13 protein-coding genes and 1 pseudogene are annotated in these 19,594 nt (G+C 40.0%); 7 read left to right on the forward strand and 7 right to left on the reverse strand.

What is annotated here, in order from left to right; genetic code table 11:
* Positions 1 to 364 precede the first annotated feature (364 nt).
* From I6F45_RS15475 to I6F45_RS15495, 5 genes are all read left to right on the forward strand, one after another.
* Positions 365 to 1,858 carry a hypothetical protein gene (locus I6F45_RS15475; RefSeq protein WP_197161040.1) on the forward strand — a complete coding sequence of 498 codons (1,494 nt, stop codon included), beginning with the start codon at positions 365 to 367 and terminating at the stop codon, positions 1,856 to 1,858.
* 237 nt (positions 1,859 to 2,095) lie between these two features.
* Positions 2,096 to 2,434 carry a methanolan biosynthesis protein EpsI gene (locus tag I6F45_RS15480; RefSeq protein WP_197161042.1) on the forward strand — a complete coding sequence of 113 codons (339 nt, stop codon included), beginning with the start codon at positions 2,096 to 2,098 and terminating at the stop codon, positions 2,432 to 2,434.
* On the forward strand, positions 2,427 to 3,767 hold the full coding sequence (locus tag I6F45_RS15485; protein ID WP_197161044.1) for an SPFH domain-containing protein: 1,341 nt from the start codon (positions 2,427 to 2,429) through the stop codon (positions 3,765 to 3,767). The genes I6F45_RS15480 and I6F45_RS15485 overlap by 8 nt, the downstream gene beginning before the upstream one ends.
* Positions 3,768 to 3,922: 155 nt before the next feature.
* Entirely contained in the window at positions 3,923 to 4,192 is a 270-nt protein-coding gene (locus I6F45_RS15490) for a YrhK family protein (protein ID WP_007583304.1), read from the forward strand.
* Positions 4,193 to 4,281: 89 nt separating this feature from the next.
* A complete protein-coding gene (locus I6F45_RS15495) occupies positions 4,282 to 4,797 on the forward strand; it encodes a M23 family metallopeptidase (RefSeq protein WP_165727707.1) in 516 nt (171 codons plus the stop codon).
* Here the strand turns inward: I6F45_RS15495 and I6F45_RS15500 are convergent.
* A complete protein-coding gene (locus tag I6F45_RS15500; protein WP_165741115.1) occupies positions 4,794 to 5,963 on the reverse strand; it encodes an MFS transporter in 1,170 nt (389 codons plus the stop codon). The two genes, I6F45_RS15495 and I6F45_RS15500, sit on opposite strands and share 4 nt — an antisense overlap.
* A gap of 243 nt (positions 5,964 to 6,206) precedes the next feature.
* Between I6F45_RS15500 and I6F45_RS15505 the strand changes: the two are divergent.
* Positions 6,207 to 6,341: pseudogene (locus tag I6F45_RS15505) on the forward strand (LysR family transcriptional regulator); the annotation flags it as partial.
* 19 nt (positions 6,342 to 6,360) lie between these two features.
* On the opposite strand, the gene I6F45_RS15510 reads toward I6F45_RS15505, so the two are convergent.
* From I6F45_RS15510 to I6F45_RS15520, 3 genes are all read right to left on the reverse strand, one after another.
* A complete protein-coding gene (locus I6F45_RS15510) occupies positions 6,361 to 7,362 on the reverse strand; it encodes a LacI family DNA-binding transcriptional regulator (RefSeq protein ID WP_197161046.1) in 1,002 nt (333 codons plus the stop codon).
* A gap of 75 nt (positions 7,363 to 7,437) precedes the next feature.
* Entirely contained in the window at positions 7,438 to 8,964 is a 1,527-nt protein-coding gene (locus tag I6F45_RS15515; protein WP_197161048.1) for an MFS transporter, read from the reverse strand.
* A 32-nt stretch (positions 8,965 to 8,996) separates the two neighbouring features.
* Positions 8,997 to 10,325, reverse strand: a complete 1,329-nt coding sequence (locus I6F45_RS15520) for a GH1 family beta-glucosidase (protein WP_197161050.1) — start codon at positions 10,323 to 10,325, stop codon at positions 8,997 to 8,999.
* A gap of 238 nt (positions 10,326 to 10,563) precedes the next feature.
* Between I6F45_RS15520 and I6F45_RS15525 the strand changes: the two genes are divergently transcribed.
* The gene (locus tag I6F45_RS15525) at positions 10,564 to 13,140 is read left to right on the forward strand and encodes a glycoside hydrolase family 3 protein (protein WP_197161052.1); all 2,577 of its coding nucleotides are present in this window, start codon (positions 10,564 to 10,566) and stop codon (positions 13,138 to 13,140) included.
* Between the two features lie 63 nt (positions 13,141 to 13,203).
* Here I6F45_RS15525 and I6F45_RS15530 read toward each other — a convergent pair whose 3' ends face one another.
* From I6F45_RS15530 to I6F45_RS15540, 3 genes are all read right to left on the reverse strand, one after another.
* Entirely contained in the window at positions 13,204 to 14,691 is a 1,488-nt protein-coding gene (locus I6F45_RS15530; RefSeq protein ID WP_197161054.1) for a tryptophan halogenase family protein, read from the reverse strand.
* A complete protein-coding gene (locus I6F45_RS15535; RefSeq protein WP_197161056.1) occupies positions 14,684 to 16,234 on the reverse strand; it encodes a tryptophan halogenase family protein in 1,551 nt (516 codons plus the stop codon). Before I6F45_RS15535 ends, I6F45_RS15530 begins: the two co-directional genes overlap by 8 nt.
* A gap of 102 nt (positions 16,235 to 16,336) precedes the next feature.
* Positions 16,337 to 19,303: a TonB-dependent receptor gene (locus tag I6F45_RS15540; protein WP_197161058.1), complete on the reverse strand. Its 2,967-nt coding sequence runs from the start codon at positions 19,301 to 19,303 to the stop codon at positions 16,337 to 16,339.
* Positions 19,304 to 19,594: the final 291 nt, after the last annotated feature.

Here is a 19,594-nt window from a genome sequence, read left to right on the forward strand (position 1 = left end):
TTTACAAAATACTGCCTATCACTCAAGCCCTTTATTTTAGGTACCTGTAGTCCATATTAGTCAACAATAGTTGGTCTTAGTTATATTTAATTAACAAATGTAATGGCTAAATCTAACATTCCATGCAAGGATATAGGTACAGGGCATGTTAACTTGTTGCCATCCTCTATAAATATTTAATAAATTTCAGTTGTTTAAATTTATATCAACCTGCATAAATATTTGCCTCGTTTTAGCGTGATTTTCTTAACGTTAAATAGATCCCATATATAAGCAGATTGGTATTACTTATTTGTTATTAAAGTAACTTATTTAATTTATAACAATATGATTAATAATAATTAAAGTGCAAAAAAGGAAGTCTTTGTATGTTTTTAAAAAAAGTCAGTTAGCTATTTCATTAGCGCTTACGCTAGGCCTTGTTGGGTGTGGTGGTGGCGGTGATAAAGCGGCCGTTGTAGAGCCAATAGTAGCCAAGCCTGATCCTGTAAAAGTAGAACCAGTAGAAGTAACAACTATTTCTCTTACTGGTAAGGTTATTGATGGCTATGTATCTGGTGCAATAGTATGGCTAGATATTGATGGTGATGGTACTTTTGATGAGCAAACAGAACCTTCTGTAGTCTCTGAAGAATCGGGTAATTATAGTTTTAATTTTACAGAAGAGCAGGCGCTGTGTGTGCCGTATTCAACTATGTATGTAGATGTACCCGTTGGCGCAATTGACGAGGATTTAGGGGAGGTAACACAAGCGTATCAAATGTCATTTCCGCCCTCAATTGAAGTGTTGACTGATGAAGACATTCGAAATATATCACCTTTAACAACCGTTATCTGGGAGCAGTTGAGTCTTCAATTACAAAAAACTGGTAGCAATAATTTAAGTTGTGATGCACTTAAAGAAAATACTGAGTTGCTTGCAAATGTTCAAAGCGAAATAACGAATGTTATGCAAAATTTGGTTGCTCATTATAATTTGACGACAGAGCAAATTTACTCAGATTTTATTGCCAATAATGACAGTGATGCGTACGACAGAGCACAAGCGATTGTTAAGGGATTAAAAGCTGCCTATAAATATAAGCAAGAACTAGATGCTCAGTTTCCTGACGCAGAAGAAGTAAGAGCAGTGATTTATCAAGACACAGCGAAAGATGATGAGTATGAGTTTGAAAATGCATGGTACAGAGACAAGGTTATTTTTGCAGGCGCTGAGCTTATTTATGAGCAAGTAAAGCTTCAAAATACAGACGAACTAGACAAAATTGACGTTATTTTGTCTCGACTGAATTCAGCAGATACGCCTTGGGGCGAAGAGTCGTTAAATGGAAAACTAAGAGTTAGAGACGATGTTTACATTAACGCTGATCGTACTTACCGATGCTCTAGCATTGAGAACGTTAGTTTTGAGAAAAGTAATGTGCTTTATAGCGTTGATAATACAAGCCCATCGGTTAACTTTCCAACAGCAGATGAATGCGTTAGTGCTAATTTAGATACACCGTTCGAGCGAGGTTTTAGCATTAGCTATACTGAGTCGGGATCGTATTACCAAACTGACTTTGCCTTTAGAGAGGAAAATGCCGACTTTCAAACATTATCTGATTGGGTAAATGTTAAAGACAAAGCTGCTGATTTAGAAACTCAAGATTTAGTGACCGTACTCGCTGCTATGCCCTATAAGTTTGATGACGAAACATCTATTGATGCTAGCTTTTGGCGTAAATACAAAACCACAGACAACGTACGTATTTTTAAAACAATTGAAGGACAATGGTTTAGAGATACCCGCCAAGAAGATGGAACAATGCTGCATGAGTGCGGTGAAAATGGTGTTGATTGGGCTCCATGCGAATAATGTAAAAAGCACTTTAATAAATATTTAGCTTAGTGCCAGTCAGTTAATAACTGACTGGCATTTTTTTGTTTAAAAAAGCTCACTTTTACGTACGGTTATAACTATATACTTGATGAACTCTATTTTTAATCTGTTTTTTACTAAGGTTTGCTGTAAAATCACCCGCTTAACATTTGTGTAGCAATATTTACAACTGTTATTGCTCGTTAAATATTCAAACCAATTTAAGTAGAGCTTATGATTTTTTATATTAGTGGATTAAGTTTACTGGTTATTATTTTATGCGTATCGCTTTATGTAATTTACAGCAATGTGCATAAAAGTCGGGTAAGAAAATCCAAAGAATACAACGTACTGTTTGATAAAGACACGATAGTGGATGATTTAATCACTCAACTAACAGAAAAAAATCAAACACAAGAAAACCAAGATAAAACAGCTAAAGGTAAAAAAGAGATCCTCGAAACATTTGTTGAGTTACATCGCTCTGGTAGCTTTTGCGCACACTTGAGTGAACAGGAAATTATTTACTTTGTTAAAAAGAAATTAAACATGGAGAGTAATAAAAATGGATAGCGAAAAAGCAGTCCCAGCAGTAAAAAGTGACTCATTTATGAATCGATTTGGTCGTCGTAATGTAATTGTTGTTTCATCAATTGTTGTTGTATTAGCCGTAATTGCAACGCTTACATCGCAAGTTATTTCGTGGAATGAAGCAGATGAGCGTTTAGTACATCAATCTGCTTTTACAGGTAACTTAACCGTAATAAATCAAGCCGGCCCTTATTTAAAAGCGTTTGGTACTACATCGGCTTATAAAAAAGTAATTTCGATTAACTTTACGGGCGATGCCGGTGCAACAGCAAGCGCAATTGTACCGCTAATACCTATTCGATTTTTAGATACCACAACAGGTGGCGCACGAGGTGTTTCACGTTTTAGATTACCAGGCAATGTACCAGCAGCTGAATCGGGTGCTTTACGTGGTTTACTTAAAATACACGAAGAGTTTGGTTCACAAGAAACATTAATATCTAATTTATTAATGCGCGCAACCACTGAAAATGTAAAAGCGTCGGCGCGTATGATGTCGGTAGAGCAACATTACTCTGGTGGTAATGGCCAATTAAGCCAAGATTTTGCTGATCAATTAACAAACGGTATTTTTGTTACTGAACAAATTATTAGTACCGGTGAGCGCGATAAATCTGACGATTTAGGTAATTTAAGTAAACAGCAACGTGTCACTATTAATATTAAAATGGACGACGAAGGTAATACACTGCGTAATGCACCTATTTTAGGCGCTTATGGTATTACAGTCGTTGATGCCAGCATTATTGATATTGACTACGAAAGCAAAGTAAACGCTCGCCTTGAGGCGCAAAAGCAAGCCGCTGCTGATGAAGCACTAGCACGTCAAAACCTTAAAAAAGCTGAGCAACAAGCACGTACTGAAGTGGCTTTAGGTGAACAAGCAATTGCTAAGCAACGTGCTGAATCTGAAAAGCTAAAAATAAAAGAGCAAATTGATGCTGAGCGAATTAAGGCAAATGCTATTATTTCTGCGCAGCAACGAGTGGCTGTAAAAGCGGAGCTTGCAAAAGAACAAGAAGAGATTTTAAAGCAACAACGCTTAGAAGCATTAGGTATGGACGTTTTAGCTGAGGCTCGTTTAAGAGCTAAGTCTGCTGCACTTGATCCTAAGTATGTATTTGATGAAACGCTAAAAGCAGAAGTTAAAATTCAAACTGCTTTATTTACAAGCTTAGGTAATAGCCGTTTAGTGCCTGAAATTGTAATAGGCGCAGGCCAAGGCGAGCAAAGTAATGGCTCTGAATTTATGCGTTTATTAGCCGCTGACGCTGCATTGAGTCTTAAAAAGCGTTTAGAAAAAGATAAAAAATAAACGTTAGTTAAGTATTGTACAAATAATAAAAACGTTGGCTGACTTACATCGGCCAGCGTTTTTTATTGCGTAAATTTTGTTATTGTACTGTTTAGGTAAGCCTTGAGGCTTATTAAACATGTATTTAGGTAATAAAAGGTAAATAGTGAGCAGTTATGGATTCGAACAGTAATCAGTTTATTTTAGATTTAGGACAAGAGCATATTACCATTCAGCGACGATATGAAGCACTGGGAGCGTTTAACGATTTTTTGATTGCAGTGTGGTTTTTAATTGGCAGTTTTTTCTTTTTAAATGATGCATTAGTGCAAAGTGGCACATGGTTGTTTATAGCGGGCAGTGCTCAATTGCTTATAAAACCTGTTTTGAAGTTGATCAGCTTAGTACATGTTAGTCGGGTATTTCATTCAAATAAAACACCATAAATAAAACCATAAATACGACTCATGATGAGTTCAGTTATTATGGCTAATAATTTACCAGTATAAGTTATTTAAATATCAAGGATAGAAAAGTGAAAGTACTAAAGTGGATTGCAATTGGAGTAGCCGTTTTATTAGTTATAGGCTTACTAATTCCCGAAAAAATAAGGATCCCGGTACAAGGTGCCACAAATAAAGATTGGAACCATAATACGTTTTGGTACGAGCCTTGGGGTAGGTCGGGTGTGCACAAAGGAATTGATATTTTTGGCATAAAGAACACTCCTGTAGTTGCCTCAACAAACGGTGTGGTTATATTTGCAGGTGAGCTAACTCGAGGCGGTAAGGTGGTTGCAGTACTTGGACCTAAATGGCGCGTGCATTATTTTGCACATTTAAATGACTACTCAGTAAGCACAGGTGATGTAGTAAGCATAAACAGTCAAATTGGCTTGCTGGGCGATACCGGAAACGCCGCAGGGAAGCAGCCTCATGTGCATTATTCTATTTTATCGTTAGTGCCCATGCCATGGCTTTATACAACGCAAAGCCAAGGCTGGAAAAAGATGTTTTTTTTAAGTCCACACGATAAATTAAAAACTAATTAGCCTGCAACAGGCGTTTTACCTGCGCGAATATTTTTAATGCTTTTAATAAACATATAAATACAGGTAGTGATCAAACAGCCTGCTAAATAAAACACAATACCGTTGGGTGCATCAGATAAATTTGCAGCAAGCATAGGGCCAAATACCGAACCAATACTGTAACTTAAAAGCATAACCTCAGTTGCCGAGACTATTTTTGCCATTGGCAATGAGTCGCACGCAAGTGTTATGGCAATTGGGTAAAGTGCAAAGCTGCACGCGCCTAGTATTAAGTAGCTCACTATTAATCCTGCTAAAGTGTTTGCTTGTAATATACCCACAGCACCGGCTGCGCCTACTAAACAAAACATACCCATCAATAAGCTTTTTTCAAGCCGAGTAGATAAGTAACTCACAAGCGGCTGCACGACCATGCCGCCTAAAATAATAACCGCCATAAGTGTGCCTGTGTACTGAGCTTGATCAGCTTTTGCTGAAATATAAACCGGCATTAAGCCGTAAATAGGGCCCAGTAATAAGCCTGAAGCTAAGCATCCGAGCATTGCAGGGTGGCTTAGTGTTTTTATTTCTTTTAGTGGTAGTTTTTCAAGGTGCTGTTTTTCGGGCTGACCTTTGGTTATTAATAAAGGGGCTAAAATAGCTAAAAATAATAGCGAGGCTACAAATAAATAAGGCGTTGAACCTTCGGTGCCAAGCGGCCCTATAGCAAGCTGACCAACGGCGCTGCCCCCATAAAGTGAGGTCATGTATAAGCCCAAACGTTTAGCACGCGACTTTGCTGTATTGGTCATTAATAACCAAGACTCAACAACTACAAACACACCGGCAACAGCAACACCTGCTACAAATCGTGCAATTAACCAGTTAACGGTATTTGGCAGTGCAAGTTGTGCAAGCACACTTACTATTAATAAACTTAAAAATAATATAAAAGCGAATCGATGACCTATTTTTACCACCACGCGTTCAATGGTTGTAGCGCCAACAAGTAAGCCAAAGTAAAAAATGCTCGCAAGCCAAGGCGCTAGGTTTTCATCAAGTTTAAATGCGGGTAACGACAGCGGAATAAGGCTCATTAAAAAGCCGGATGCGATAGCAAAAAATGACAGCCCGATAACGGGTGCTAAAGGGTTATTAGAGGTGCTTGTGGCGGCTGATTCGGCCATTTGTGTTTATCGACTCTTGAAGGTAAATAACCACTGTTTTAAAGTTTGAGAGGTTACTTTAATAATAAAATTTGCGCGAATTTAGAGCCAAATTAAAAATAAGTAAAGTGATATTTTATTAAACAATATAAATAAACTTTAAAACGATCGTTTTGGTAAATTATCGGATCTATTATGCTTTTTATTGTAGTGTTTTTATGTAGATATTGTTTTATATTTGTGAGCATTTATGTCTGAATAGAGTTTTTTGTAATGCGAACAGACAGGCACATATCGCATGCTGCACGTAACTTTTTAAAGTTTGCGCAGCAGCACGTAGAGCAATATTTAGATATGCAGTGGGTGCGTAACGAGTTACATAACTTAGATTTAAACTAGATTTAAATTAGGTATAAAGTTAATTAATGTCGGGTGTTGAGTCTCTTAAAATAAGCTTTGGCTGAAACACGTGCTTTACTGTTATGCCGCTTTTTTTATAAATGTCTTTAAGTACTAAGTTAGCCGCAGCTCTGCCCATTTCGGGAACTGGGTTATCTATTGTAGTCAGTGTTGGGTAGAGGTAATTGGTAAAAATTACGTTATCGAACCCAATAATGGCTAAATCTTTTGGTAAGTTAAAACCGTGTTCGCGGGCGTATTTCATAGCACCCGATGCCATTTCGTCATTGGCACATACTAGGGCGGTTATTTGCGCTTTATTTTGAATAAAATGCCTTAAGCCGTCGCTTCCGCCGGTTTCTTTAAAGTCGCCTACATAATATAAGTTTTCGTCAAAGGTTAGGTTGTATTCTGCTAGGGCTTTTTTGTGGCCTTTTAAACGGTTTGATGCATCTTCTTTAAACTGCGGGCCTGCTATGTACGCAATGTTTTTATGACCTTTGTTGATCATGGCTTTGGTGGCTAAGTAGCCGCCCATTACGTTGTCGAGGCTAATGCAGTTTTCTTCAATTTCTTTAACGTAGCGGCTCATTAAGTAAATAGGGGTTTTACCTTTACTCAGCTCAATTAGGTAATCATTTGATACTGCCTCTACGTGGGCAATAATAGCGTCGCAATTACGGCCTATTAAAAATTCAAAGCCGCTTTTTTCTTTTTTCTCATCACTATGCCCAGGGGTAATAATAACGTGTTTACCGGCAATACGGAGATGTTCTTCAATGGCTGACATCATTTGACCAAAAAACGGACCATCCAACTCAGAAACTAAAATACCGACGCTGTTTGTAGTGCTAGACGCCAAAGAGCGAGCAATAGAACTTGGCTGATAGCCTAGCTCTTTCATTGCTTCTAATACCTTTTTTTTAGTTTTTTTGCTTACGTAGTCGTTGTCGTTAAGCACCCTTGAAACAGTTGATAAAGACACACCTGCCATTTCTGATACTTGATAAATTGTCGCCATTGATGTCCTAGCTTATATGTGTTTTTACTCGCGCTTTATAAAAACATAAAGCGCGAAGGGTCATTAAAAGTTAATTTACACATTACTGCGTCTAATTGCTAAGTCTTCTGTTATTTTTTGCGTCATCGCTGAGGTTAGTGGATAAATAAGCATCAATGCGGCACCTAAAAAAGCAAATGCGGCAGGTATCCAGCTCATAAGTAATTGCATACCAGGTAGAGCTTGCGTAATTGTTAGCTCATCCATGCCGTTATAGCCATAGCCTGCAAGTACCACTAATACTAATGCACCTGCAAAACCACCCCCAGTTTTTTGCACAAATGTACCCGCTGAATAAATTAAGCCTGTAGCGCGGCGTTTGTTTTTCCACTCGGAGTAATCGGCTGAATCGCCAAGCATACTAAAAAATAATGTAGGCATCATCGCGGCAAAAAATTCAGCGGCGCAACCAAAGGTAAATACAGCAACCAGGTTATCGCTAGGGACCCAGTAAAATGCGGTAGTGAGTATGCCGCTTAGCATTAACGATGCAATAAAGAGGTTTCGTTTACCCATTATTTCGGCCAGTTTACCTGTGGCAAGTGCGCCTAATATAGATACAACCAACAAGGCGATGAAATACTGCCCAGCCATGAGTTCATTAGCTACGTGGTACTTAAAGTAGTACGCAATTACACCGTATTTTATGCCGTTAAACATCATGGTTAAAAAACCAATGCCGAGTAATACCAGCCAAGGTTTGTTGGTTAGAAGATCAACCATATCGCGCTGTGAACCCGTTAAGCTTTGCTTATCTTTATTGAGTAATTTTTTAATAACGAATGTCATTGCTGCCATAACAAGGGCAAAAAATACGCCACTGTATAAATCGCGGTAATAAAAAAACAAGGTGGTAGCAAGCAAAGGTAGGATTATAAATGGCAGGCTTTTAGTTAAATCAAATAACTCTGATTTTAAATTCCCTTCATTTGAGGCGTGCGGTGTTACACGCTCTTTAGTGGTAGCAAACGTTATAACCATTAAAATAATAAGTAAGCTGGCAAATAAGTACATAGTAAGCTGATAGCCTTTGGCATCGTCGCCGCCACCAAAAAACGCCACTAGCTCAGGTAAAAAACCCATCACTAATAAACCACCAGTAAAGGCACCAGCAAACCTAAAACCAGAGAGCTTTGTGCGTTCTGTATCGTCTGGTGTCATTACGCCCATAAGTGCCGAGTAGGGTACGTTACTTACGGTGTAAGCAAGCGTTAAACCTATGTAGGTTACGTAAGCATAAATAAGTTTATTGGTGGTGCTAAAGTCGGGTGTGGTAAAACACAGCACCATAAACAAGCCCAAAAACGGTGCTGAGTAGAGTATCCACGGTCGAAACTTACCAAAGCGCGACTGCGTTCTGTCGGCAATCATACCCATAATAATATCGGTTACGCCATCAGATAGTCTTACAACCAAAAATAACATGGCAGCGGCTGCAGCCGATATGCCAAATGTATCGGTGTAAAACACCGCTAAATAAGCAAGCGCACCGCGCCATACTAAGTTAGCGCCGGCATCGCCCATGGCGTAACCGACTTTTTCGTATAAAGGGAGTTTGTTCACAGTGTGTGTTCTTATTGTTATAAGCCGATAATTTATCGGCTTGTTATGAGTTTAGTGTACGCTTTACCACTGGCTTTAACAGTTCGTTTTTGTGTGTTGTAGTCTACATGTACTATACCAAAGCGTTTTAAATATCCTTCTGCCCATTCAAAGTTATCCATTAGGCTCCACGCAAAATAACCATCTACTTTTACGCCTAGTTCTGCTGCGTTATGTAGGGCATTTAAATGCTCGTGGTAATATTCAATACGGTCGTTATCTTTTACTTCACCGTCTTTAAATTCGTCAGCCATGGCTGCACCGTTTTCGGTAATATAAATAGGCGGTAGGGTGTATTTTTCGTTCAACGATACAAGTAATTCTGTCAGCGCTTTAGGATAAATTTCCCAACCAATATCGGTCATTGGCGCTTTATGTGGCAGTTCGTGATAAAAGTCGGTTTCGCTTGCTTGATAATGCATGCGGGTATAAAAGTTAACCCCTAGGTAATCTAGTGGTTGAGCAATTATTTCCATGTCGCCTTCTAAAATATCAGGGCGGTGGGCTTTAGGTAATTGCGAAATTATATCTGGGTACTTACCTTGCATTACAGGCTGCATATACCATTGGTTTATGTAGTCATCAGCAAATGCAGTGGCTTTTAAATCTTCTTCGCTTTGGGTAACTGAATAGCAAGGCGTAAAGTTAAGCACAATACCGTTTAGCGTATTTGGGCTATTTTTAGCAAGTACTTGCATAGCCAAACCGTGACCTAGTAATAAGTGGTGCGCGGCTTTACGACCAAATTCGCGACCTACAATACCCGGAGCATGTACGCCAATTTCGTAGCCTAAAAATGAGCTGCAAAACGGTTCGTTTAAGGTGGCGTACGAGTGCACACGTTCCCCAAATGCTTTGGTAATTAAATCTGTGTAATGGGCAAATTCGTAAGCGGTGTTACGGTTTAGCCAGCCACCTTCGTCTTCAATGTGTTGTGGTAAATCCCAGTGGTACAGCGTTACAAAAGCTTTAATGTTACGGCGTTTTAGCTCATCTAAAATGTTGGTATAAAACTTAACGCCGGTAGGGTTTAAGTGACCGCTTTTAGTCATTACGCGTGGCCAAGAAATAGAAAGTCTGTAAGCGTCTACGCCTAATGACTCTATTAGGTCTATATCGTCTTTCCAGCGAGTGTAGTGCTCGCAAGCTATATCGCCATTTGAATTATCGACTATTTTGCCTTCTTTACTGCAAAAGGTATCCCAAATACATGGCAAGCGATCAGCTGCGCCGCCTTCAATTTGAAATGAGGCCGTAGCTACACCATAAGTAAAGTTTTTGGCTAAAAGTGGTGAGCCACTAGGTAAAGATAATTGTTTCATTAAGAGAAAACCTCTGCTTCTTTGTAGTAAATTTTGCTTTTATTTATAGTTTATAAATTGCATTGATGGAAGCGCTTCCATATTTAATTTGATTAATCACTAAGGATGGTATTTAATAACTTTAAGGAAGCGCTTCCATATTTAGGTTAGTGGCTATTGCTAAGTAGGTCAATAGTTAAATTTAAATAACAAATAGGCGCTGCACAAAAACACACTGACACAACACAGGGCTATAAAAATGAAAAAAAGCTTAAACACTAACAGGTTACGAATGCTGCCTATTTTAATAGGCGGATTATGCGTTTTAAGTGCGTGTAATAAACAAGAAGCTAACGTTGATAATAACCAAAGCGCGGTAGCCAAAAATGCTGAGCATGAGCAAGGTGATTTATCACTTTGGCCAACGCTTAAAAGTAAGGTAGTAAAAACTCCTGAAATTGAAAAAACAATTGCTCAGTATTTAAAAACAATGACGCTTGAGCAAAAAGTAGCGCAGATGATCCAACCTGAAATCCGCGATATAACCGCTGCAGACATGCGCAAATATGGTTTTGGTTCTTATTTAAATGGCGGTGGCTCTTTTCCGAGTGCGAATAAACATGCAACGCCTGCCGATTGGATAAAGCTTGCTGAGAGTATGTATCAGGCATCGGTTGATGACTCAATTGATGGCAGTAAAATTCCAACTATGTGGGGTACTGATGCGGTACATGGTCATAATAATGTGATTGGCGCTACGTTATTTCCGCACAATATTGGCTTAGGTGCTGCTAATAACCCCGCATTAATTGAGCGCATTGCAGCAGCTACTGCAATAGAGGTAATGGCAACAGGCATAGACTGGGTGTTTGCACCGACTGTTGCGGTTGTGCGCGACGACCGATGGGGCCGAACGTACGAAGGCTACTCAGAAGACCCTGCAATTGTACGTGAGTATTCAGCCGCAATTGTAAACGGATTGCAAGGCAGAGCCGATGAGGACTTTTTAAGTGATAAACGCGTAATTAGTACCGTTAAGCACTTTTTAGGCGATGGCGGCACGGTAGATGGTGACGATCAGGGTGACAACATTGATAGCGAAGAGACGTTATATAACATTCATGCGCAAGGTTATATTGGCGGCCTAACAGCGGGTAGCCAGTCGGTTATGGCATCGTTTAATAGCTGGAATGGCAAAAAGAATCACGGTAATAAATATCTACTTACAGATGTACTAAAAACAAAAATGGGTTTTGATGGCTTTGTTGTAGGCGATTGGAACGGGCACGGGCAAGTTGCCGGCTGTACAAATGAAAGTTGCCCGCAAGCTGTTAATGCAGGGCTTGATATTTTTATGGTGCCAACGGGTGCCTGGAAGCCGCTTTATGAAAATACAATTAAACAAGTAAAAGCGGGCGCAATAACAATGGCGAGAATAGATGACGCCGTAGCACGTATTTTACGCGTTAAATTACGCGCGGGTTTATTTGATAAACCAAGCCCTGCAAATCGAAAATATTCAGGTAAGTTAGAACTAATAGGTGCGCCTGCACATCGCGATATTGCACGCCAAGCCGTACAAGAGTCGTTAGTACTGCTTAAAAACAACAACCATTTATTACCGCTTAACCCATCAAGCAACATACTTATAGCAGGCGATGCTGCCGATAACATAGGCAAGCAATCGGGCGGTTGGAGTATTACGTGGCAGGGAACTAATAATCAAAATGCAGATTTCCCTGGGGCAACGTCTATTTATGCGGGGCTAAAAACGCAAATAGAGGCTGCTGGCGGTAACGCTATTTTAAGCCCAACGGGTGAATTTAATACCAAACCCGATGTAGCCATTGTTGTATTTGGTGAAGAACCATACGCAGAGGGGCATGGCGATAAAGACAACCTTGAGTTTGAACGTAACAATAAACGCTCTCTTAAAATATTAAAAACATTAAAGCAGCAAGGTATTGCGGTGGTATCGGTGTTTATATCGGGCAGACCAATGTGGGTTAACAGCGAGCTAAACGCGTCAGATGCATTTGTAGCAGCATGGCTTCCTGGCACTGAAGGACAAGGCATTGCAGATGTTTTACTAGCGGATGCAAGTGGGCAGGTACAATACGACTTTAAAGGTAAATTGTCGTTCTCGTGGCCTAAATCACCACTTCAAACCGCAGTAAATAAGGGCGATGCTGATTACTCACCATTATTACCCTATGGCTTTGGCTTAACGTATAAAGATGAAAGTACGCTTGGCAATAATCTAAATGAAGACTCAGGTGTTGATATTAGTAACCTTGCGCCGCTATCTATATTTAATGGTAGCTTTAAAACACCGTGGCGTTTGTTTTTAAATTCAAACAGCGAGCAGCACCAAGTAGCAAGTAACAGTGTAAAGCTTGGCGGCATTACTTATCGCACTGAAGACAAAGCGATTCAAGAAGATGCGATGCAATTTAATTTTGATGGTACTGCAGCCAGCTACATCGAAATTAATAGTAACTTTACCGAAGACAAAGTGGCCTACATTGAAGCAAATTCGGCCCTTAGCTTTAGCTATAAAGTAAACCAAATCCCTAGCTCACAGACATACCTTGCAATGAAATGCGAACAAGGTTGTGGTGGCGAGCTTGATATTACCAATGAGCTTAAAAATGCTGATTTAAATACATGGCAAACCATGAGTATAGATTTAACGTGTTTTGCTAAAAAGGGCGTTGATTTTGCCAGAGTAACCAGCCCTTTTATTATTAAAACGGCAGGAGAGCTTAGCGTTTCAGTTGCAGATATTAGCTTTGAACCACAAAGCGCTAAAAGCGCCGTGGTTAAGTGTGAATAATAAAACGTAAAAGTTGTTGTGTGTACCCAAAGCCCTATTAAGGGCTTTTTTTATAAAAAATATTTATGCTGGGCAATACTGCTTTAAAAACTCATGATGAGGTGGTAATTGGCTTACGCGTTGTTCTATTTGTTGCTTAATACCGTGTAAAAAACGGGTGAGTTCTTCATCGCTCATCATGCTGGCTATTAAGTGATGTTGATTAGGCTCAATACCTTGACCAAGCATAACTTGAACCCACGAATCGACTCTAAAAATATCGCCATCGTCTAAAAATACACGGCCAGTTTGCTTAAACAAATCAATTTTGTGCTGAAGTGTTTTTGGCACTTCCATGGCACTACAATGCTGCCAAAACTCACTGTCATCGCGATTAGTTACTTTGTAGTGCAGCACAATAAAGTCGCGAATATTTTCAATTTCGCTTTTAAGCTGTTTGTTGTATTCGTCAATGGCGTGATTGGTAATGCCATTAAACGGAAATAAACGCATAAAGCGAATAATACCCGACATAATTAAGTGAATGCTGGTGGACTCAAGTGGCTCTACAAAACCGCTGGCAAGGCCAAGCGCTAGGCAGTTTTTGTTCCAGCCTTTTAAGCGCCGCCCTGTTTTAAATTTAATAACACGGGGCTCTGTAAGCGGCTCACCTTCAATGTTATTTAATAATAGCGCTTTGGCTTGCTCGTCATCCATATATTGGCTGCAATAAACTAATCCGTTGCCTACACGGTTTTGCAGCGGTATACGCCATTGCCAGCCGCTTTTATGGGCAATAGATCGGGTAAGTGGCAATACGGTCTCGTTGGTTGATTTTGTTTGCACCGCAATGGCGCTGTTACAAGGTAGTAAATGCGACCAGTCTTCGTAGCCCGTATGCAATGCTTGCTCTATTAATAAGCCTCTAAAGCCGGTGCAATCAATAAAAAAGTCGCCGTTAATGTGCTCGCCATTATTTAAAATCAATGATTCTATATGGCCTGTTTTAGTATTTTTTATTACTTTTTGTATTTTACCTTCAATGCGTTTTACACCTAGTGGCTCTGAAAATTCACGTAAAAACTGCGCGTAACGCGTGGCATCCATATGGTAAGCATAGTTAATGGGGTTTTGCTGATTAAACGCAAATTTACCCGCTTTGGCGGCTTGTAGTTCGTAACAGTAATCGCCAAATGGGTTGTTTATTCCAAGTGCTTTACCTTGCAGCCAAAAGTGATGAAATTCACCCGCCCAGCATTCTTTACCGGTAGCGCCAAACGAGTGAATATAATGGGTGTTTTCATCGCCCCAGTTTTCAAAGCTAATACCTAATTTAAAACTGGCTTGGGTCGCTTTCATAAATGCTTGCTCGTTTATACCTAGCAATTTATGAAATGTACGAATTGGCGGAATTGTTGCCTCGCCAACGCCCACGGTGCCAATATCGTCAGATTCAACAAGGGTTATGTTTATATTGTTGCCAACTAATTTGGCAAGTGCCGCTGCGGCCATCCAACCTGCAGTGCCGCCCCCAGCAATTACTACGTTTTTAACAGCGTTTGTTTTAGTCATTATGTGGCTGCCCATTATTTGATAAAAGGTGATTTAAAAGCGCGCGATTACTTGGCAGTCCATTTAAGCACTGCGCTATTTTTTCGCGATTTTGCTGATAATAGTAATCCCCAGCACGTGGGTCGTTAAATGTATTTTGTGCAGATACTGTTTGTGTATTAAAGCCCATGCCATATAAAACGTATTGATAACTGCTTGATGAAAACACTTCTTCGTTCTCAATAAAATCAAAGCGGCTAGGGGGTTGAAATTGCCAAAGTTTAAGTAAATTTTGCAGGCGCTCGGGCGCGGTATTTAAATTACTAATATCTTGCCAATAAGGAGTGTCGTCGCGCTCGCTTAGCACATAATGAAGTTTTAAAAACTCAATAACGCGCTGCCAACGAGTGCTAAAACGATCATTAAAACGCGTTTCAAGCTGACTCATGTGGGTGCGGTTTTGCGGAAGTTGCTCGCTTATCATGCTAATTGAAAGCTCAACCATAGCAAGAGCTGACGCTTCAAGCGGCTCTAAAAAACCAGCAGACATACCCACGGCAACACAGTTTTTAATCCAAAATTTTTGCCTGTAACCAGGATTGAATTTTAATACGCGGTAGATAAGCTGCTCAGCTTGTTGCTCACTGGTGCTTTTGGCTATGTAGCTTTTTAGTGTATTTGTTGCGCTTTCATCACTTTGATATTTACTACTAAATACATAACCTGTACCACGGCGCGTTGGCAGGGCTATATCCCAAACCCAGCCGTTACTTTGCGCTGTAGATAGCGTTGCAGAGGCAATTGGCTGTTCGGTGTTTGCATTAGGTATTTGCGCCGCAACAGCGCTGTTATTAAATAAAATATGATCTTGCGCTATAAACTCACTATTAAAATGCTCCCCAATTAAACGAGCACGAGAGCCTGAGCAATCTATAAATAAATCACCTATTATATCGCCATTATTATTTGTTTTTAATGAGGCAATATAGCCATGATCGTCGTTAATAACCTCGGTTACATCGTCAGTAATATGCGTAACGTTTAGGTTTTTAACACAGTGATTTTTTAAAAACTCAGCAAATTTACCCGCATCTAAATGATAGCCATAGTTGGTAACCGCTGCGTATTCGGGTGTTTGTAATTGCTTTGGTGCAAGTGCGGCTTGGCATACAAAGCTTTGCATATTAACAACGTCGGCAAATTTTTGGTTAGGTGCAATACGTTGCCAGCTGGCGTGTAAATTGGTTTGCTCGTAGCCTTGTGGATTCATAAAAGGGTGGTAGTAGTTTTCTCCCTCGCTGAGGTTACGCCAATTTATAAATTTAGAACCTTGCTTAAATGATGCGTCGCACTGGGTTATAAAATCAATTTCTTTAATGCCAATACGTTGTAGCGTGTTACGCATTGACGGCCACGTGCCTTCGCCCACGCCTAGTATAGGCACATTTGCCGACTCGATTAATGTAATACTAAGGTGCGGGTGTTCAGCGGCTAATAAGCCTGCGCTTAGCCAACCGGCAGTGCCACCACCTAAAACGACTATTTTTGCTATTGATTTGGTCATGACTTAACACCCTAAAATTGATAACAATTAAACTAGCATTAATACTGTTTTAAATACAAAAAAGCCGCTAGTAAAAACTAACGGCTTTACTTTGTATTACCTTTAGAAGTTGTAACGCATACCAATGTTGTAACGTGCGCCTAGCTGCTGTAGGTTCCATAACTGTGCTGACGTACGGCCATGTTCGCGGCTGTTTTGCTCAGTAATGTTAATGCCTTCAACAAAAAACGAGAGTTTTTCGCTGTAGTTGTACGCAACATTAAAGTCGATTTGATAATATTCTTCAGTAAAGCCTGGCTCGTTAATATAACGCGCTGCGCTATTTAAAAACTTATCACGCCAGTTGTAAGCAATACGTGCTTGAAAATCGTCGTTTTCGTACATTGCTATAAAGTTAGCTGTATCGCTTAGACCCACTAGTGCAAATTGTGTAGTAGTAGGGTCAGCGTTTACATCGAAGTCTATGTCGCCATTAACAGTGGTGTAGTTTGCTTGCACACCAAAGCCGCTTTCACCAAAAAAGTGCTGAAAGGCAACTTCAAAACCATCAATAGTGGCATTTTTATTGTTTGTAGGTACTTGTGCTGTAAATTCTAGTAATGGGTCATCACCATTTGCAATTACATCGTAAGCGGCTTCAAACTCTTCGTAGGTCATTGAGTCAAAATCAACGTTGTTTTCTGTTGCTGCAACCATTTGAAATAAGTTTGAATCAGTTACTGCAAGTCCGCGAGATTCTAGCTCGGCAATGGCAGCTTGTGCGCGAGGGCCCGCTGTTGCATCGCGTAATCCGTAGTAGTTTTGTGTCATTGGTGATAAACCAATAAAATTTTCGATGTCTTTCGTGTAGTAACCTACCGACACATAGCTTGTTTCTGCAAAGTACCATTCAGCCGATACATCAATATTATCTGATTCAAGTGGTACTAAACCAGGGTTACCTGTTGATGCTGTTGCCTGTGACGAACCAGCGAGCAGAGTCGGACCACTTGGTACACCCACGGTTGCTGCAGAGCTTAAGTTATCGTAAGTTGGGCGTGCAATAGTGGTGCTATAAGAAAAACGTGCTTTTACGTTTTCAATTACTTCTATGTCAAAGTCAAAGCTTGGTAAAAAGTGATCGTAGCTAGATTTAAGCGAAAAATCTTCTTTGTCAGAACCAAAGCGTACGTTGAAGTCGTTATTACCTTCCCACGCTACTGCGTTAGGTAAATCGATATTAGCCGTTGAGGTAATGTCGGTAGACTCTTGGCGCGCGCCAATAACAACGTTGTATGGCATATCGCCAATGTAACCGTTGTAAGTAAATTGCACGAACGCGGCTGTTATATCTTCTTCAATGGTACGGTTAGTTGCAAATGCGCCATCGGCTGCAAAATTAAAGCCGTATTCTTCACCTGCCCAGTAGCCAATTTGCGATGCGCTGCCTGTGAATCCCTGATTATACGAGCCTGATGTATCGTAGTCGTCAAATTCGGCTAAAAAGTTTGTTGGATTTAGGTAGCCATCAGGTAGTTCGCCTGGGTTTTCTATACCCCAGTTACCCATTGTATTACGTGTAAGCGATTGTAGTGAATGGCTTTCCATAGAGCGAGACTCTATACCAAAGTCAATTGCGCCGTTTTCAATTTCGTATTTACCATGAATTCTAAATTCTGTTACTTCAGACTCTTGGCGAGCAAAATTAGAATCTAAAATAGACGTTCCCACATCAGAGGCATCTAATGTGTTATTACAATTTAAATTGTCTCGGCGGCAATCATCAAAATCGATACTCATTGATGGAAGCTCGCGGCTAAAATCAACTTCTTGTGCGTTAACTACGTTTGCGCCTAAGCCTGCGTTTACCCAGCTGCCGTAAGCTGCATCTGGTTTACTAGTTGCTTTTGAATTGTGCGCATCAAACATAAAGCTCAATTCTGAATTGAAATAGTACTCAACGTTTAAACCAATAGAATCGTTTTGATTAACTTGGTTTAGCTCTTGAAACGCTAAACCTAAATCGCGTGTTTGCTGATCGCGACGTTCTTCTCGGTAGTAAATAGGGGTTTTTACTGTGTTATCGTCAAACGTTAGCGCGCTTTTGTAATTATCCATCCATATTGATTGCTCAGCACGGGCTTCGAATAAGTCTTGCTTAGAATATGTGTAATCAAGCGTGGCTGTTAAATCGTCAATTGGGCTGTACTGCAGCGTTAATTGTGCGTTTGTACGAGTACGTTCTCTGTCGGCAATGGTGTAGCGCAAATCTGATGGCATTGAATAAAGCTGGCCAACAGCGGGTGCATTAGTTAAAACAATATCGTCTGCAGCTTGTGGGATTGTGCCGTCAAAAGCAGATGTATTCCATTGATTTACAAACGCACCTGTTGATGAGCTATCGCGCTGTTGCATGCTTGCAGTTAACGAGGCACCAAATTTAGCTTCACTGTCGGTCCAGCTAATTAAGCCCGAAAGCTCTGGTGTTATGTCATCACCAACACGGTTTGTTGAGTCGTGTAATGCTTTTACACCTACGCTTGAAATAAAGCCTGGATTGTCGAGTGGGCGAGCCGTATTTATATTAATTGTTGCGCCAATACCACCTGATGCAATACTTGCTTTACCCGTTTTATATACTTCAACCGATTTAACGCTATCAGACGCTAAGTTTGCAAAGTCAAAAGCACGAGAGCTGGGTGTACCACCGCCTGAAGGCAATGATGCTGCCGGCATAGTACGACCGTTTAGGGTTACCATATTGTAGTCGGGGCCAAAACCACGAACAGTTACTTTAGAGCCTTCACCATTCGAACGATCAATCGACACACCTGTAATACGCTGTAGCGACTCGGCTAAGTTGGTATCGGGGAATTTACCAATATCTTCAGCTGATATTGCATCTACAACACCTGCGGCGTCGCGTTTTAACCGAGTTGACTCTTTAATACTGCTTTTAAAACCAGTAACTTGAATTACTTCAACATCTGTATTTGCTTCTTGTGCATATACAGGTAAAGAGATTGATGCGCCTAAAATCAGAGATAGGCTGGTCGCTATCTTTGTTTTTCTTACAATATGGTTGGACATTCGGTTTCCCTCGCACTTTTATCATTATTATTAACAGCTGTATGGGGCTGTTATTGTGTAATTATAAACATTGTCAAATGTATGGAAGCGCTTCCAGAAAAGTTCATTTAACTGAGCTTTGTGGAAGCGCTTCCAGAAATGCTAGTTTAAATTTTAAATAGGGTCAACTATTGTTTTAATAAAATGAGACTAAATTGTTTTTAAAATGTATGTTTTTTAGATTTAATTTTATTTAAATTATAAATTACAGGTGGTTATAAAAAACCGTTTTAAATAGTTGTGTAACAACAT

It is taken from the genome of Pseudoalteromonas sp. SWYJZ19, assembly GCF_015864375.1.
Lineage (GTDB): Bacteria > Pseudomonadota > Gammaproteobacteria > Enterobacterales > Alteromonadaceae > Pseudoalteromonas > Pseudoalteromonas arctica.

Excerpts from the sequence above, each read along its gene's own strand:
- I6F45_RS15530 (WP_197161054.1), bottom strand. The coding sequence starts at position 14,691 with ATGACTAAAACAAACGCTGTTAAAAACGTAGTAATTGCTGGGGGCGGC.
- I6F45_RS15540 (WP_197161058.1), bottom strand. The coding sequence starts at position 19,303 with ATGTCCAACCATATTGTAAGAAAAACAAAGATAGCGACCAGCCTATCT.
- I6F45_RS15525 (WP_197161052.1), top strand. The coding sequence starts at position 10,564 with ATGAAAAAAAGCTTAAACACTAACAGGTTACGAATGCTGCCTATTTTA.
- I6F45_RS15480 (WP_197161042.1), top strand. The coding sequence starts at position 2,096 with ATGATTTTTTATATTAGTGGATTAAGTTTACTGGTTATTATTTTATGC.
- I6F45_RS15485 (WP_197161044.1), top strand. The coding sequence starts at position 2,427 with ATGGATAGCGAAAAAGCAGTCCCAGCAGTAAAAAGTGACTCATTTATG.
- I6F45_RS15535 (WP_197161056.1), bottom strand. The coding sequence starts at position 16,234 with ATGACCAAATCAATAGCAAAAATAGTCGTTTTAGGTGGTGGCACTGCC.
- I6F45_RS15510 (WP_197161046.1), bottom strand. The coding sequence starts at position 7,362 with ATGGCGACAATTTATCAAGTATCAGAAATGGCAGGTGTGTCTTTATCA.
- I6F45_RS15490 (WP_007583304.1), top strand. The coding sequence starts at position 3,923 with ATGGATTCGAACAGTAATCAGTTTATTTTAGATTTAGGACAAGAGCAT.
- I6F45_RS15520 (WP_197161050.1), bottom strand. The coding sequence starts at position 10,325 with ATGAAACAATTATCTTTACCTAGTGGCTCACCACTTTTAGCCAAAAAC.
- I6F45_RS15500 (WP_165741115.1), bottom strand. The coding sequence starts at position 5,963 with ATGGCCGAATCAGCCGCCACAAGCACCTCTAATAACCCTTTAGCACCC.